Source organism: Halalkalibacter sp. AB-rgal2, assembly GCF_041821005.1.
In the GTDB taxonomy this organism is placed as follows: domain Bacteria; phylum Bacillota; class Bacilli; order Bacillales; family Bacillaceae_D; genus Halalkalibacter.
Window position 1 is genome coordinate 58,658 of sequence record NZ_JBGUAV010000014.1, and the last position, 14,455, is coordinate 73,112.

Annotated in this window: 13 protein-coding genes and 1 pseudogene; 3 read left to right on the forward strand and 11 right to left on the reverse strand. The window is 37.4% G+C overall.

Features of this window, described 5'->3' with window-relative positions; genetic code table 11:
* Nucleotides 1-27: 27 nt before the first annotated feature.
* Nucleotides 28-861: an AraC family transcriptional regulator gene (locus ACERJO_RS12435; RefSeq protein ID WP_247107090.1), complete on the forward strand. Its 834-nt coding sequence runs from the start codon at nt 28-30 to the stop codon at nt 859-861.
* Between the two features lie 324 nt (nt 862-1,185).
* Here the strand turns inward: ACERJO_RS12435 and ACERJO_RS12440 are convergent, their stop codons facing one another.
* The 7 genes and pseudogenes from ACERJO_RS12440 to groES form a co-directional block, all read right to left on the reverse strand.
* Nucleotides 1,186-3,096 carry a beta-glucoside-specific PTS transporter subunit IIABC gene (locus ACERJO_RS12440; protein ID WP_247107089.1) on the reverse strand — a complete coding sequence of 637 codons (1,911 nt, stop codon included), beginning with the start codon at nt 3,094-3,096 and terminating at the stop codon, nt 1,186-1,188.
* 328 nt (nt 3,097-3,424) lie between these two features.
* Nucleotides 3,425-3,555, reverse strand: a pseudogene (locus ACERJO_RS12445) (hypothetical protein); the annotation flags it as partial.
* A 29-nt stretch (nt 3,556-3,584) separates the two neighbouring features.
* Complete coding sequence (locus ACERJO_RS12450; RefSeq protein WP_247107088.1) at nt 3,585-5,363, reverse strand: sulfatase; 1,779 nt, start codon at nt 5,361-5,363, stop codon at nt 3,585-3,587.
* A 212-nt stretch (nt 5,364-5,575) separates the two neighbouring features.
* A complete protein-coding gene (locus tag ACERJO_RS12455; protein ID WP_247107087.1) occupies nt 5,576-6,355 on the reverse strand; it encodes a MurR/RpiR family transcriptional regulator in 780 nt (259 codons plus the stop codon).
* A gap of 197 nt (nt 6,356-6,552) precedes the next feature.
* Nucleotides 6,553-7,518 (reverse strand): formylglycine-generating enzyme family protein, encoded by a 966-nt coding sequence (locus ACERJO_RS12460; protein WP_247107086.1) that lies wholly within the window; start codon nt 7,516-7,518, stop codon nt 6,553-6,555.
* 502 nt (nt 7,519-8,020) lie between these two features.
* Nucleotides 8,021-9,667, reverse strand: coding sequence for a chaperonin GroEL (gene groL, locus ACERJO_RS12465; protein ID WP_247107085.1), 1,647 nt, complete (start codon nt 9,665-9,667; stop codon nt 8,021-8,023).
* A 39-nt stretch (nt 9,668-9,706) separates the two neighbouring features.
* Entirely contained in the window at nt 9,707-9,991 is a 285-nt protein-coding gene (gene groES / locus ACERJO_RS12470) for a co-chaperone GroES (RefSeq protein WP_035346788.1), read from the reverse strand.
* Between the two features lie 358 nt (nt 9,992-10,349).
* Here groES and ACERJO_RS12475 point away from each other — a divergent pair, with 358 nt between their 5' ends.
* On the forward strand, nt 10,350-11,075 hold the full coding sequence (locus ACERJO_RS12475; protein WP_373647689.1) for a CPBP family intramembrane glutamic endopeptidase: 726 nt from the start codon (nt 10,350-10,352) through the stop codon (nt 11,073-11,075).
* On the forward strand, nt 11,072-11,296 hold the full coding sequence (locus tag ACERJO_RS12480) for a YdiK family protein (RefSeq protein ID WP_247107083.1): 225 nt from the start codon (nt 11,072-11,074) through the stop codon (nt 11,294-11,296). Before ACERJO_RS12475 ends, ACERJO_RS12480 begins: the two co-directional genes overlap by 4 nt.
* Nucleotides 11,297-11,493: 197 nt before the next feature.
* Here ACERJO_RS12480 and ACERJO_RS12485 read toward each other — a convergent pair whose 3' ends face one another.
* The 4 genes from ACERJO_RS12485 to ACERJO_RS12500 all read right to left on the reverse strand — a co-directional run bounded on the left by ACERJO_RS12485 (nt 11,494) and on the right by ACERJO_RS12500 (nt 14,307).
* Nucleotides 11,494-12,027 (reverse strand): DoxX family protein, encoded by a 534-nt coding sequence (locus tag ACERJO_RS12485; protein WP_247107082.1) that lies wholly within the window; start codon nt 12,025-12,027, stop codon nt 11,494-11,496.
* Nucleotides 12,028-12,680: 653 nt separating this feature from the next.
* On the reverse strand, nt 12,681-13,448 hold the full coding sequence (tatC, locus tag ACERJO_RS12490) for a twin-arginine translocase subunit TatC (protein ID WP_247107081.1): 768 nt from the start codon (nt 13,446-13,448) through the stop codon (nt 12,681-12,683).
* A gap of 16 nt (nt 13,449-13,464) precedes the next feature.
* A complete protein-coding gene (locus ACERJO_RS12495) occupies nt 13,465-13,647 on the reverse strand; it encodes a twin-arginine translocase TatA/TatE family subunit (RefSeq protein WP_035346782.1) in 183 nt (60 codons plus the stop codon).
* 24 nt (nt 13,648-13,671) lie between these two features.
* Nucleotides 13,672-14,307 (reverse strand): redox-sensing transcriptional repressor Rex, encoded by a 636-nt coding sequence (locus ACERJO_RS12500; RefSeq protein ID WP_247107080.1) that lies wholly within the window; start codon nt 14,305-14,307, stop codon nt 13,672-13,674.
* Nucleotides 14,308-14,455 lie beyond the last annotated feature (148 nt).

The following is a 14,455-nucleotide window of genomic DNA, read 5'->3' on the forward strand; positions in this document are numbered from 1 at the left end:
ATTTGACTCTAACAAAAGAGGTTTTGTATGAATTTTCAAGATTATTATAAAGATCATCAGCTATTTTTTCATAAAAACTGTGACATGCCACCACATCCCCAAAAATATGGAATGCACGCTCATGAGATTTATGAGTTTTATTATCTATTATCAGGAAAAGGGACTTTTACAGTAGAAGGGAATACATACTTTCTAAATCCTAATAGTATTATGCTCATGCGTTCAAATGAAGCTCATTATGTAAAGATGGATCGTAATCTTCCATATGAACGAATTGTACTTCATTTTTTCCCACAGTTTTTAGATCACTTTGATCCAAATAAAATATTACTTGCTCCTTTTGACAACCGGGCTTTGGGAATTAATAATTACTATCCACCCGGAACTTTTTCTAATCAATTAGTTCGTTCGTGCCTTAATAATATACTCGACGTTAAAAATAATGACTACCAAAAAAGAGTGGCTATTATAACGAATCTTCTTACAATCTTAAATGAATTGAATAAAAGCTTTCATCATGAACATCCACAATTGTTATTTACATCTCAAAGTTCGCAAATGACCGAAGTGATTACCTACATAAATGAACATCTATTTGAAAATATAAGTATCGAAAGTATTTGCAAGCAATTTCATATCAGCAAATCTCAGTTAAATATCTTATTCAAAAAAGCGACTAATACAACCGTTTGGAAATATATAACGACTAAACGATTGATCAGTGCTAGACATTTGCTTTACGACGGTGTTCCTGCTTCTGAGGCAAGCGTGCAATGTGGCTTTAAGGAATATTCGACATTTTACCGAAGATACAGAGATTTCTTTGGTACTTCTCCTCAAGATGATATTGATAAGGTATAACTAGTTTATTCCTATTCGTTTAATTTAACGTTAATTAGAGAAGTGAAATTGGTAGCAAAGCGATTAAAGCTAGCTAGATAAGAGAACACAATCATGAAATGGATATAAGTGCTCCAAAATAAAGAAAATAGCTACTCAGTATGTGTCTACTACGACAAAAAGACGACCACTGCTTAAACGTGATCGTCTCTCCTAATTTTCAACAGGATATGTGTACGGCGCAGTATATGGATCTGTTGTTTTTTCGTCATTTCTTATTCAACATAAGCACCCATTAAAAACGGTAAGTATAGAGGGGCCCATAAATAGTGCTAACTTCATTAACTATTTACTTACTGCTTTTAGCAGGCTATCACCAGTTTCTATTTTCTCCGTTCTTGTAGGAATAAGTTCACTATAGTTGTCACTATTTGTTATAAGGACAGGAGTAACTACAGAATATCCTGCTTGTTTGATTTGATCAATATCAAAGTCGATAAGTTGTTGGCCTATTTCAACCCTATCTCCTTGCTGAACATAGGAATGAAAGAACTTCCCTTCTAACTGTACTGTATCCAATCCAATGTGTATTAAGATTTCAGTACCATTATCAGTTGTTATTCCAACCGCATGATTCGTTGGGAATAGTGCAGAAACGGTCCCTGAAACGGGTGAAACTAACTTTCCTTCAGTTGGATCAATGGCAAGTCCTTTCCCAAGTGCCCCAATCGAAAAAGCCTCATCTTTCACTTCTGACAGTAACATCACATTTCCTTTAAGAGGGCTTGATATGTCCTCATTCTTGTTCTGTGTGACATTCTTATTGTTTTCTTTGTCGTTATTTGAATCCTCAACATTCTGTCCTTTTTTAAAGCCAAAGAAATAAGTAAGAATAAAGCCCAATACTAAATTTGAAACCATTGCGATGATTCCACCCCAAAAACCTATGTCAATACCTTCAGGTCCAATTTTAGATGGAATTCCAAAAATTCCAAGTCCACCTAACATATATACTCTAGTGTCCATTAATGCCATAATTGCCCCACCAATAGCAGAGGTAATAAGGGTGATAATGAATGGTCGTTTTAACGGTAATGTAATCCCGTAAATTGCTGGCTCTGAGACTCCAAATATACTGGAAATAGCCGCTGGGATACTCAATGTTTTATACTTTTGCTGTTTTGCTTTTACCATTACTCCAAGTACAACACCAGTTGTTGCCAGAGATGTAGCAGATATATAGGCTAATAAAGGATCTGAACCAAATACGCTTAAGTTATTAAGTCCAATTGGAACAAGTCCCCAATGAAGTCCAAACATAACAAATACTTGCCACAATCCACCAAGTATAAAACCAGCTAAAACAGGACTAAAATCAAATACCCACATAGAACTGTTCCCCATAATCATTCCTAACCATGTAGCAAGTGGACCTATTACAATAAATGTTAGTGGAACAATGATTAATAAAGTGAAAAACGGAACTAAAAACGACTTGACTACATCCGGTATTACTTTTGTAAGCCATTTTTCTACCTTTGCAGCAAAATAAGTAGCAATGATAATTGGAATAACTGATGATGAATAAGTCATTAGAATAACTGGTATTTCAAGGAATGTAATATGAACTGGCGATTGAAACATGTTTCCTTCAAACAATGTGTAAAGTGGATCTCCAGCCGTTAGAGTACTTAATGCTGGGTAAACTAAAGCAGCACCTATTGCCATCCCAACAAATTGATTTCCACCAAATTTTTTCATCGCTGTATAACCTAGAAAAATAGGGAGGAAGTAGAAGAAACCATCGCCTACAGCTTGTAAAATTTGATATGTCCCACTTGAATTTTGATACCAGCCTAATGCAAGAAACAGGGCGTTAAATCCTTTAATCATCCCGGTGGCGGCTAATACTCCTAAAATTGGGGCGAATATCCCAGAGATAATATCAATAAATTTATTGAATAAACTTTGTGGTTCGCCATTCTCTTCATCTTTTGCTGACTGAGCTTCAAACCCACCAACATCTAGTACTGCTTTAAAGACATCAGGCACATGGTTTCCAATGACCACTTGATACTGGCCACCGCTCTTCATAACAGTAACGACACCATCCATATCTTTTAATACATCTGTATTTGCCTTACTTTCGTCTTTCAACTTAAAACGCAAACGTGTAACACAATGAACAACACTGATAACATTTTCTTTTCCGCCGACATTTTTTATAATGTCTTTTGCCAATTGTTCATATTTCATCTCTAAACCTTCTTTCTCTTATTTATTTTTTAAACCAAAGATAGTCCAACCACAAATGGTATGATTATGGGCAACCCACATTTTGCAAACGCTTTCCCATTACCGTTTAATAACCTAATTGAGATCTATGGTTTACTGAGGCTGGGACATAACTAAAGTGTCTATCTGGAAACCCGAACAAAAGATGAACGTAGCGGATGAAATATACGTAGACTCCTGCGGGATGAAAAGCCAAGGGTGAGACCCCGCAGTGCGAAGCACGAGGAGGCTCACCGGCTTCCCGCGGAAAGCGAAGTATATTTCAGGAGCGGTTTACGTCCACCATCTATCATTGTTCGGCTTTTCTTTTAGTTAAACCACTTTTGTCCCAGCCTCCATTTGTTTCAAGCACTTTCTTATACCAATCAAATGAACTTTTTTTAAAACCGTTGCCTGTTTCATTCCTTCGTTATCACGATCTTCGTCAATCAGGTAATCATCTTCTACTATTAGTCAACTCTAAGAGCCAGATTTAACTGATAGAAGATCAAAGGTTGCTCCTGCTTGTCTATATGTTCCTTTATCCAATTCTTTAGATGCTGAGCTGAAACTGCATCCAATTCACTAGTTTTTTGAAGATCTGATTTCAACAATTCTACTTTTGCTTTATCTTTAATAGAAAACACCGCTGCAAGATACCCTTCTTTTGCACTGTGATTGGAGAATTTAATGTTTTCAGAAACAATTTCTTGTTTCTTATCTGAAATTTTCTGTTCTTCTATTAAATCCTCAATGCTATTAATTTGATCTAATCCATAGTAGCAATACAGTGAATCTGGAGCTTCATTTTCTTTCATTACTTGCTTTAACTTTGTTATCATTTCAAACTCTTTAGTCGCGTCTTGAAGTGGATTTTCTTGGTTTGGATCCTCTTTATAATTAAATAATTTATTACCAAAACGTTGATAACTTTTAGCCATCCAGTCGGTTATTTGCATCTTTAATGTACTGATTCCTTTTGTAAATGCAAAAGAATTATCCAATTGAGCACCCTTGAGCTCATCTGATGTAAAGAGTCTATTCATTCGCATTGGCATTAAGGTGTACTCATGAAGATACTCTTCTTTTCCTGGCATTGGTCCTCTCATATAGATATAGTCGCCGGAAACAATATTGATATTGCTACCAAAGGTACCAAATAGACCAGCATCGTGAACCTCTTCTTCAGATTCAATAACCGAACTTAATGGCTTTCCTAGCATATTCTCCGGAATATCCAAATCATAAAATTCTAATATGGTAGCTGGTACGTCAATATTTTGGGCTAACTGATCTCTAGATTCATTTTGAACTCCTAACTGTGGGTTCCATATGAAGAATGGTAGATGGGCGACTTCGTTGTACACAGGCATAATGTTTTTTCCCCACCATTCATGTTCGCCTAAAAGCAATCCATGATCCGTATTGACAATTAGCATCGTATCTTCCCACATGTTAGTCTCGTCCATAAAGTCTAATACTTTACCTAAATAGGCATCACACATGGTAACGAGCGCTTTATAATATCCTTTAACCACTTCAGACTTTTCAGGTGTAAAATCATCGTGTGAATATAATAACCATCCATTGAAATCGTCTTTTGAGATACCATACATTTTCAAGTACTCTTCTTGTACAAAAAATGGCTCATGTGGATCAAAGCATTCTATTTGTAAAAACCATTGATCAGCATCTTGATTCTCTCTTAAAAATTCTAAACCCGCTTCGACAGTTCTATATAAGGTGTGGTCTTCCTCATTTTTCATGTAACTTCTATTAACAAAGTCTTGAGCCATACTACCGACCTTACGTTTCTTTGCAAAATCAGGAAGGTTCTCTAACCCTTCTATGTCCATATTCTTATTCACTTTTGCCTTCCAGTTGTCCCCTTCTTGGCCACGAATCAATTCATATGAGGAATAGCGCGTATGATAAGTAGCACCTCCATCTCTCCAATAATGTTTATGATCGGTAACAAGATGTGTGTAGATGCCATTTTGTTTCAAAATTTCAGGCATCGAATCATCAAATGGTTCTATTGGCCCCCAACCTCGATGCAAGAAATTGTAACGGCCAGTGTGCAAATCTCTTCTTGCTGGCATACAAGGTAAGCTTCCAGCAAAGAAATTATCGAATTGAACCGTTTTTCTTTTTAGTCGGTCAAAGTTAGGTGTGATTACATCCGAGGTTTCATATGCATTTAAATAATTTCGTTTTAAAGTATCGAACATGACTTGAATCGCTTTCATTACTTCATCTCCTTCCATAAGCGTGTCTGTGTTGTATTACAGTGAATTATATTGTAATAACCGGTGTAAAAGAAGGACTTGAACGGATTATGGGAAACGGTTTCATGACATGGGAATAAACATTTCTTTTTAATTTAAGACAAAATCCATTAAAAAAAGGGCTATTACAATAGCGTGCAATAGCCCTAACGTTTAGTCAGTAAAGTTCTAAATCACTTATTCTTTAACGATTTATTTTTGTATTCAAAATAATTATAGGCAAGGATTTCAATAACACTGTGAAATGCACTTGACGAAGCAAACCAATTCCTAATCATTGTTGAATCATTATTAACATTTACTGCAATACCAAATGTCGCATTATTCATCAACCAATTGTGATGGGATCCGGTTATTGCAAGGATGTTTACGTTCTTAATTAAAGGAATACTAAGTGCTTCCTTAAGAGTTGGATTGTTTCCTGAACCTGAAAATACAATAAGCATATCTTCTTCTGAAATTCTCTCCGTTACCAATTGATAAATATTTGTACTTATGTCCATGGGAAAAGTTTGCATATTCTTTCCGATTCCTAAAAACATCCTTTGCATTTCTTGAGCCAAACTTTGCTGCATGAGACCAGTGCCAGTTATATACACATTTGAACTTCTCTCAATAACTTCGCAAACTTTTGAAAAATCCATTTTATTCAATTGATTTACGGTTTGCTCTACATTGCTGATTAGCATTTTCCCGAAATCTTCTTGTGTAATAGGATTTTCGGTTGTTTGATTTTCCCACTTCATAAAATTTTTCATTTCCGTATATCCAGAGAATCCTAACTTCTGAGCAAATCGTAATACAGAAGATTTAGAACTTAAGCTTTTTTTAGCAAGTTCATTTATTCCTAAATCATAGATATCATCTTTATTATTTAATATAAACTTTGCCAAGACTTTTTCACCCTCACTAAAGGTTGAGTGATTATCATTAATTAATTCTTCTATCTTCAACTAGAATCACCTACTTATTTTTAATATTTTGTTTCTAGTTACTATATCTCGGTGATTTCCTTATTTTTTCAACTTAATAATAGTACAAAAAATTATGTTTTAAACCTTGCTGTTACTCGTGATATGTTCACATGGATAAAAGAAGGTGCACCTCAGTAGCTGAACTGCACCTTCATTTTTTCAAGTTAACAAAGAGCTTACGCATCGATCACACAACGAAATCCTAAATTACCTGTAGCACTATCGGCCGTATTTGAACTACGTGCTGCCACTCGGTATCGATTACAATAAGATTTATGGCAAAGATAGGAACCACCACGCATTACTTTAGTTTGACCCGTATTCGGTCCAACAGGATTCACAAACTGAGATAAATCCGGTGTACTAGTAAACCAGTCCGCACACCATTCCCAGACATTACCTGAAACATTATATAACCCATATCCGTTAGCTGGAAATGATTTTGCAGGTGCTGTACTCACATAGCCATCATCTGCCGTATTCTCTCTTGGAAAATCGCCTTGCCAAATATTACAATAATGCTCACCATTCGGAGTAAGTTCATCTCCCCAAGGATATAGCTTCTGCTCGTGGCCTCCTCTTGCAGCATACTCCCATTCAGTTTCTGTTGGAAGACGCTTCCCAGCCCACTTACAAAAAGCTACAGCATCATTCCAACTTACCTGAATTACAGGATGATCCATACGATCGTCTATGTTTGAGCCAGGGCCCTCTGGCTGATACCAGTAAGCTTCTTCTACTGCAAACCACCATGGCGTTTGCGGCAATTGTTTTGCCCTTTCTGTTAAGTTCCGGGGGATAAATTTGTGAAAAACAAAAGACCACCCAAAATTTTCTGACTCTGTTACATAGCCTGTATCTTTAACAAAAGCACTAAATTCTTGATTGGTTACAGTATAAGCGTCTATATAATATGGGGCCACTGTTACTTTTCTTATCGGCCCTTCTCCATCTGCAGGAAATCCTTCATTGTCTTCGGTACCCATTAAAAATTCCCCTCCAGGAAGGTGAATCATCTTTTCCTTATATTTAATCTGTTCGCTTTGTTCTATTTTCTCACTTTGTTTTTCCGTTTTTATTGGGCTATCAAAATCAGCTCTACTCCCAGCACAGCAAGAACATTGTAGATTCCCCTTATTCATTTATATCCACATCCTTAAGTAACTTCTTTTACTAATTTATATTAATTTTTTTTTGTAATTCCAGTCAATCAATATAATCAATTTAGTTATACCCTATTAATAACAGTGAATATGTAAACATCAAAACTTCTAAGATGATATTATATAGAAGATTATCTAGGGGCAACTACAGTGGACGTAACAACAGGTTTATTATTACTGCTTTGTGCTAGCTACAGGTAGGTTTATTCGCTATGCGTATAAGAGAATGCAAATTGTTGCTTATAATCTGAAATTATACTTTTCCAGAGAGAAATAATCCATTATTTGCGGAAATTGAAAGAAGTTTAAGAAGTGCCGTCAACTGTTATTAGAAAGTTAAACTGAATCGATATGGTTTATCAAAAAAGAGACTTCTCATAAATTAGGATATTTAATGAGAAGCCTCTTTTATTTACATTATGTTAGCATTTCATTATCAAAACACTCATAAAACCTTATAAATCAAGGGTTTTGGGAGCTATCACATCATGCCGCCCATTCCACCCATACCGCCCATGCCGCCCATGTCAGGCATGCCGCCGCCGCCAGCGCCTTCTTCTTCAGGCTTATCAGCGATAACAGCTTCTGTCGTTAAGAACATAGCAGAAACGGAAGCAGCGTGTTGTAGTGCTGAACGAGTTACCTTCGTTGGGTCAACGATACCAACCTCAACCATGTTTACCCACTCACCAGTCGCTGCGTTAAATCCGCTACCGACAGGCTCGCCTTTTAGCTTCTCAACGATAACAGAGCCTTCTAGTCCTGCATTGTGAGCAATTTGGCGAACTGGCTCTTCAAGAGCACGTAGGACGATGTTAACACCTGTCGCTTCGTCGCCTTCAGCGTCTACCGCTTGAACAGCTTTCAATACATTAATAAGCGCTGTACCACCACCAGCTACGATTCCTTCTTCAACCGCAGCACGAGTTGAGTTAAGAGCATCTTCAATACGAAGCTTACGTTCCTTCATTTCTGTTTCCGTTGCAGCACCGACTTTAAGAACGGCTACACCGCCAGCTAATTTAGCTAAGCGCTCTTGAAGCTTTTCTTTATCGAATTCAGACGTTGTCTCTTCGATTTGTGCTTTGATTTGGTTGACACGAGCACCAATTTCAGCTGTATCACCAGATCCTTCAACAATCGTTGTGTTTTCTTTTGTTACAACTACTTTACCAGCACGACCTAATTGCTCAATCGTTGCTGATTTTAGATCTAAACCTAGATCTTCTGTAATCACTTCTCCACCTGTTAGCGCAGCAATGTCTTCAAGCATCGCTTTACGACGATCTCCAAAGCCTGGTGCTTTGACAGCTACTGCGTTAAATGTACCACGAAGCTTATTCACTACTAACGTTGCAAGTGCTTCACCTTCAACATCCTCAGCAATGATTAAGATTGGTTTTCCTTGTTGTACAACTTGCTCTAGTACCGGAAGAACTTCTTGGATGTTTGTGATTTTCTTATCCGTAATTAAAATATATGGATTTTCAAGAACAGCTTCCATCTTATCAGAATCTGTTACCATATAAGGTGATGCATACCCACGATCAAATTGCATACCTTCTACTACCTCAAGCTCTGTTGAGAATCCTTTAGACTCCTCAATTGTAATTACTCCATCGTTGCCTACACGTTCCATCGCTTCAGCAATGATGTCACCAACTGTATCATCAGCAGATGAAATCGCTGCAACTTGTGCAATAGATTGCTTACCTTCGATTGGCTTAGAAATATTCTTAAGCTCCTCTACAGCAGCATTCGTTGCTTTCTCAATTCCTTTGCGAATGACCATTGGGTTTGCACCAGATGTGACATTTTTAAGACCTTCACGAATCATTGATTGTGCAAGAACTGTTGCTGTTGTTGTACCGTCCCCAGCAATATCATTCGTCTTACTAGCTACTTCTGCTACAAGCTTGGCACCCATGTTCTCAAATGCATCCTCAAGCTCAACTTCCTTGGCAATCGTTACACCGTCATTTGTAATGAGTGGAGATCCAAATTTTTTCTCAAGAACAACGTTACGTCCCTTTGGTCCAAGTGTTACTTTCACTGCATCCGCTAATGCGTCAACACCTCTAAGCATTGCACGACGCGCGTCTTCACTAAACTTAATATCTTTTGCCATCATTTCAACCTCCTAATATATTATATGTAGTTCTTTTCGTTAACCGATAATCGCAAGAACGTCACTTTCTCTTAAGATAAGGTATTCTTTCCCTTCATACTTCACTTCTGTACCTGCATATTTCGAGAAGATAATGGCATCTCCTGTGCTTACTTCAAGCTCAATTCTTTCGCCATTATCTGTTACACGCCCCGTCCCAACAGCAACGACTTTTCCCTCTTGAGGCTTTTCCTTTGCAGAATCGGGAAGTACAATCCCACTCGCCGTTTTTTCCTCAGATTCAACTAATTCAATAACAATACGATCACCTAATGGTTTTAACAAGGAAAACACCCTCCTTCAAAATTCTTATTCTTATATTTATTAGCACTCATCATCATCGAGTGCTAACACATTTATTATAATAATCATATCTAATTCATTTTGCAAGTATTTCACATAAAAAATTTTTCGTCATTTTCAGCTATTATTTTACGTATATCTCAACATGTTTTTATGTTTACACATCGGCTTCTATTATCCCCAACTTTCCTTACTCTATCCGACTTTATAGACATTCATCAATTTTTCATATCTTCCTAATACATACTTCATTCACTCATATGATACAATAAGAAAAGTTGTTAACAAATGCCTACATAACACAATGAAAGTGGAACATGATAAAAAGGAGACAAACACAGTGAATCGACGTTATTGGTGGATCATTATTACATTTTTAATTATTCAATTTTCAATTTTACCGGGACAATATATTTTATATTGGTTTGGCGTGGAAATCGAACGTATTTTCGGAATGTGGAATGTAATAGCCTTCTCAATCGGATTGGTTATTATGCTGCTATTACTCCGAAAAGATATGCAGGACAGACATTTAGTTAGAGATCGAGCAAGCCGAGGGGATGCTCTCATTTGGTCTATTATCGGAATATTCATGGCATTTGCTGCACAATATGCTGCTGCCTTTGTTCAAATGGTGATTCTAGGATTTGAGCCTGGATCAGAAAACACAGAAATCATCGTTGAATTTGCACAAGCCTTTCCACTATTTATAATCGTTGTTGCTATCATTGGACCTATTATAGAAGAAATTGTTTTTCGTCTCGTTATTTTCGGATCCTTATACAAACGATTTAACTTTTGGATTGCGGGAATTTTAAGTTCTCTTATTTTCGCCGCAATGCATGGTGATTTTCAAAATTTATTAGTCTACACCGCAATGGGGCTTACATTTGCTTTCCTTTATGTCAAAACGAAACGAATTATCGTACCAATCATTGCACATGTGGCCATCAACTTATTTGTCGCTCTCGTCCAAGTTGTCTTTGCAGACCAGATTGGCGATATGATTAATGAATTTGAAGAAGTACAGCAACAAGTATTACAATTTATTGGGGGATTATTATGAGAGCTTCACCTATGACTATGGCCGTCGTTTATTTTATAATTGGTGTATTACTCGTTTTATTTGCGATTCAATACGTCAATACATCAGGTTGGAACTTCTGGTCTTACTTAATTATCGGATTTGCGACGATTGACTTTATGATTGCTTTTCGCTTTTTCCGCTTACGTAAAGTCATTAAACAAATCCAAGATCAAAACAAAAAGGATAAGGATGATAAATGAATAATGTTTAGTCCTGCTAAACCGTTAATAGAGGCTTGAGCATTTAGTGGGGGCTTTCAGTAATGCGTGTAACGAAAGCACTCGATGCCTCCTTCTCATACACTCCCTTTGACTTATCTTTAAAAGATGATACACATAAACTCCTGATTCAACTAAAAATTAGGCGACAAATTCAGTTGAATTCGTCGCCTCTTCTCTTATCTTTCTAACACCTCTTGTAAAGGTTGCTTACCTTGGCCTAAGTCATTTTTACGAAAACGAAAAACGTTTCTCAAGTACGGTAACACCCAACGGTCTCCTCCGTATCTCCCAGCATTCGCACCAGCAGCCAGAATAAAGATCGCCACTACTATCATCAATGGATTAGTAGATACAGTTCCTGCAAACAAGAAAGACATATTCATCACGACTCCGAAGAAAGCTGCTGCAGAAGTAAGTACCCCTACTATTAACCCTAATCCGACTAACAACTCGCCCCAAGCAACAACAACGCTAAATACATCCGCGTTCGGAATCGCAAAGCCTTCTAAGAAAGCGACATAAGTAGGATAAACGACTTCCTCACCACTCATAACCGGGTTTGCAACAGACCCTTGTAAATACCCTCCTGCATGAAAATCACCAGTCACCTTTCCCCATCCTGCAGATAACCAAGACCACCCTAAATATAATCGTAAGAACACCATAATTCCAGCAGCAATTTTGTTTTCTCTTAAAAATTGACCAAACATGTTAGATTCCTCCCTTTATTATGCTCAATATTTCACATATAATTGTGAAGTCTTTCACATTCCCTTTACACTTACAGTATAGTTCATTGTCATACCATTGGCTATAGATTCTGAGCATTGTTCAAACTTTGTTCAATATTTCACAAACTTATTGATATTCTGTTGCTCATGTCGTGCCACTCTTGTCCCTCAAAAGCCAGAATAAAGGAATGAGGAAGCCGTATACAGCCTGTCATCATTCTAGCAGCGGAGCTCCACAGAGAGCCATTTGGTAATCCTCATACTGCTAAAAGACGAAATACTCGTTGCTTAAGGAGTAAAGGGAATTCCTATTCCGCTAATCTAGTAAAATAAGGCCAAATTGAGTAAGAAAAGTGGATATAGAGGAATGAGGAAGCCGTATGCAGCCTATTATTCACCTTTCCCCCACACCACGGATATGGAGGCCACTGAAAAAGTGAAAATCACACTTTTTCAGTGACCTTTAAGTAATGTGCATAGCCGTTGCCTTGCAATGAGTGGGTTTCTCATAGCAAGATGCGCAACGAGTGAAGCGCTCGCTTGTCAAATAAAAGGCACAGAAAAAGTTGATTTGTCTTTTTCTGTGCCCTCTCTTATTCCTTTTTTCTTTAACTTTTATTCCAGGCTTCTAATTATACGGTTTCCTTATTCTCTTCCTCTGCCTGTTCTCTTTCCTTCTCAGCCTTTAACACCTTACGATACGTAATCTTCGAAATCCAAATACTGAATTCATATAATAACAGCAGTGGTAACGTCACCATCAAATGAGAGATAAATTCTGGCGGTGTAATAAATCCTGCTACGATTAGTAATAGAAAATACGCAAACTTTCTAACTTGCTTCAGAAAGTCTGGTGTTAACAACCCAAGTCGTGTAAAGAACATCACAACGACTGGCAGTTGAAATAATGCGCCAAATGGTAATGTTACTTGAAATAAAAAAGAAAAATACTCATTAATACCATACTGTTCCGTAATTCCTAGTCTCTCCGATAAGTTGCTCATAAACTGTACTAAAAAAGGAAACAACACAAAGTAGGCAAACGAAATACCTGTAAGTAATAAAAAAAACGCAAATGGAATATATGCGAGCGTCGCCTTCTGTTCGTTCTCATGTAAACCTGGCTTAATAAACGCCCACAACTGATACAAAATGACCGGAAACGTTAAAATCAGTGCACCTGCAAAGGCAAACGTCATAAAAATACGAATAGGATCGGTCATTTTAAACGCGTTCATGGGCAAATCTTGTGCTGTCGGTGTACTTTGTAAATATGTGATTAACGGAGTAGCTAAAAAGAAGCCGGCAATGAGAGCGATTGTGAAGAATACGAGCGTAATGACTATTCTACGTCTTAGCTCCACAATATGATCCATTACCGACATGTCTCTTCGATTCATCTATATACCCTTCCTACTAGGCTTTGTCATTATTGTTGTTCTTCTTATCTTCATCTTCATCTGCAAGCCCTTTTGTTGCATTCTTAAATTCACGTAACGTGTTTCCCGCTGCTTTTCCAAGCTCAGGTAACTTCTTCGGACCGAAAATGATTAAAGCGACAATAGCAATTAATGCAATACTACCTGCACCTAATCCCATAGGTACACCTCCTTGTCCATCCTATTATACAGGATAATGCTTCAAAAAATAAACCAATGCTTGTAATTCTACAGAAAGATCAATGTGGTGCACTCGTACCGTGTCTGGCACATCCAATCGCGCTGGAGTAAAATTTAAAATTCCCTTAATGCCAATCTCAACAAGCTCATCAGCGATTCTTTGCGCTACTGCAACCGGAACCGTTAAAATGGCAACCGATACTTCATTTGGATCTATATGCTTCATATCATCGAAATGGCGTATCGTAACACCGCCTACCTCTGTGCCAATTTTCGATTTATCCACATCATAGGCCATCACAATTTGTGTATTATTATTCTTAGAGAAGTTATATTGCAAAAAAGCCGTACCGAGGTTTCCGACTCCTACTAAAATGACCTTCGTTAATTCGTCCTGATCTAACGTTTTTCGGAAAAAGGACAATAAATAGTTTACATTGTATCCATATCCCTTTTTCCCAAGAGCACCGAAATAAGAAAAGTCCCGACGAATGGTTGCAGAGTCTACTTTCACAGCTTCACTTAATTCCGTAGACGACACTCGCTGCTTCCCCGAAGCTTGTAAATTCTCAAGAAAGCGGTAATAAAGTGGGAGACGTTTAGCTGTTGCTTGTGGAATTTTTGTATGATCCGTATTCATTCAATGCCTCCCCCTTCTCTAAATTTAACTAATCATTTCTTAGCTATTGTACACTAATTCACAATTACTTGTCATTCGTTTACTTCGTTGTTCAACAAGTTGTTGAAAGATGCATTCTACGTTACACTAAAAGTGCGAGAACAAGTAA

Bases quoted from the DNA above. Each gene is read 5' to 3' on its own strand.
- ACERJO_RS12495 (WP_035346782.1), bottom strand. From the start codon at position 13,647: ATGGGATTAGGTGCAGGTAGTATTGCATTAATTGCTATTGTCGCTTTA.
- ACERJO_RS12435 (WP_247107090.1), top strand. From the start codon at position 28: ATGAATTTTCAAGATTATTATAAAGATCATCAGCTATTTTTTCATAAA.
- groL (WP_247107085.1), bottom strand. From the start codon at position 9,667: ATGGCAAAAGATATTAAGTTTAGTGAAGACGCGCGTCGTGCAATGCTT.
- tatC (WP_247107081.1), bottom strand. From the start codon at position 13,448: ATGAATCGAAGAGACATGTCGGTAATGGATCATATTGTGGAGCTAAGA.
- ACERJO_RS12480 (WP_247107083.1), top strand. From the start codon at position 11,072: ATGAGAGCTTCACCTATGACTATGGCCGTCGTTTATTTTATAATTGGT.
- ACERJO_RS12460 (WP_247107086.1), bottom strand. From the start codon at position 7,518: ATGAATAAGGGGAATCTACAATGTTCTTGCTGTGCTGGGAGTAGAGCT.
- ACERJO_RS12485 (WP_247107082.1), bottom strand. From the start codon at position 12,027: ATGTTTGGTCAATTTTTAAGAGAAAACAAAATTGCTGCTGGAATTATG.
- ACERJO_RS12500 (WP_247107080.1), bottom strand. From the start codon at position 14,307: ATGAATACGGATCATACAAAAATTCCACAAGCAACAGCTAAACGTCTC.
- ACERJO_RS12440 (WP_247107089.1), bottom strand. From the start codon at position 3,096: ATGAAATATGAACAATTGGCAAAAGACATTATAAAAAATGTCGGCGGA.
- ACERJO_RS12450 (WP_247107088.1), bottom strand. From the start codon at position 5,363: ATGAAAGCGATTCAAGTCATGTTCGATACTTTAAAACGAAATTATTTA.